The following is a 1,767-nucleotide window of genomic DNA, read 5'->3' as shown; positions in this document are numbered from 1 at the left end:
ACCCGTTCCTCCGACGCCATCATTATTGGTGGTGGCGGTGCCGGCATGCGCGCTGCGCTGCAACTGGCACAGGGCGGTCACAAGACTGCCGTGATCACCAAGGTTTTCCCGACCCGTTCGCACACTGTATCCGCCCAGGGCGGCATCACTTGTGCCATCGCGTCCGCTGACCCGAACGATGACTGGCGCTGGCACATGTACGATACCGTCAAGGGCTCCGACTACATCGGTGACCAGGACGCTATCGAATACATGTGTCAGGAAGGCCCGGCTGCAGTTTTCGAACTGGACCACATGGGTCTGCCGTTCTCGCGTACCGAGCAAGGCCGCATCTACCAGCGTCCATTCGGTGGTCAGTCCAAGGACTACGGTAAAGGCGGCCAGGCTGCGCGTACTTGCGCTGCTTCCGACCGTACCGGTCACGCACTGCTGCACACCCTTTATCAGGGCAACCTGAAAGCCGGTACCACGTTCCTGAACGAGTACTACGCTGTCGACCTGGTGAAAAACCAGGAAGGCGACTTCGTCGGTGTGATCGCGATCTGCATCGAAACTGGCGAAACTTCCTACATCCGCGCGAAAGCCACTGTATTGGCTACCGGCGGTGCCGGTCGTATCTACGCTTCCACCACCAACGCCCTGATCAACACCGGTGACGGCGTCGGCATGGCTCTGCGTGCTGGCGTGCCGGTACAAGACATCGAAATGTGGCAGTTCCACCCGACCGGCATCGCCGGCGCCGGTGTACTGGTTACAGAAGGTTGCCGTGGTGACGGTGGTTACCGGATCACCAAGCACGGCGAGCGTGTCATGGAGCGTTATGCTCCGAACGCCAAAGACCTTGCCGGTCGTGACGTGGTTGCTCGCTCGATGGTTAAAGAAATCATCGCCGGCAACGGTTGCGGTCCGAATGGCGACCACGTAATGCTCAAACTCGACCACTTGGGCGAGGAAGTGCTGCACAGCCGTCTGCCAGGCATCTGCGAACTGTCGAAGACTTTCGCTCACGTTGACCCGGTTGTTGCGCCGGTTCCGGTTGTTCCGACTTGCCACTATATGATGGGCGGCGTTGCCACCAACATTCACGGCCAGGCGATCACCCAGAACGCCGACGGCGTGGATCAGATCATTCCTGGTCTGTTCGCGGTAGGTGAAGTGGCTTGCGTATCGGTTCACGGTGCCAACCGTCTGGGCGGCAACTCGCTGCTCGACCTGGTGGTATTCGGCCGCGCTGCTGGTCTGCACCTGGAAAAAGCGCTGACCGACGGCATCGAATACGACGACGCTACCGAAGCCGACATCGAGGCTGCCCTGTCGCGTCTGAACGCGCTGAACAGCCGTACTGACGGCGAAGACGTCGCTACCCTGCGTCGCGAGCTGCAAAGCTGCATGCAGAACTACTTCGGCGTATTCCGTACCGGCGAATACATGCAGAAAGGTATCGCTCAGCTCGCTGACCTGCGTGCCCGCATTGCCAACGTGAAGATCAACGATAAGTCGCAGGCGTTCAACACTGCCCGTATCGAAGCGCTGGAACTGCAAAACCTGCTGGAAGTGGCTGAAGCTACCGCCATCGCGGCCGAAGTACGTAAAGAGTCGCGCGGCGCTCACGCCCGTGAAGACTTCGAAGATCGTGACGACGAAAACTGGCTGTGCCACACCCTGTACTTCCCGGGTGACAAGCGCGTCACCAAGCGTGCCGTGAACTTCTCGCCGAAGACTGTTCCGACTTTCGTACCTAGTGTCCGGGCTTTGTAAGGGTGAGCG

General features: G+C 59.8%; 1 protein-coding gene. It reads left to right on the top strand.

Annotated features, from left to right (window positions below):
- Positions 1-1,758 (top strand): succinate dehydrogenase flavoprotein subunit (gene sdhA, locus ACIPIZ_RS28180; RefSeq protein WP_401168731.1); only part of this gene is annotated, 1,758 nt, incomplete at its 5' end.
- Between the last annotated feature and the right edge of the window lie 9 nt (positions 1,759-1,767).

It is taken from the genome of Pseudomonas sp. NPDC087690 (assembly GCF_044743175.1).
Taxonomy (GTDB): domain Bacteria; phylum Pseudomonadota; class Gammaproteobacteria; order Pseudomonadales; family Pseudomonadaceae; genus Aquipseudomonas.
The sequence above is the reverse complement of the archived record's forward strand: the minus strand, read 5'-3'. Positions and strand labels throughout refer to the sequence as shown.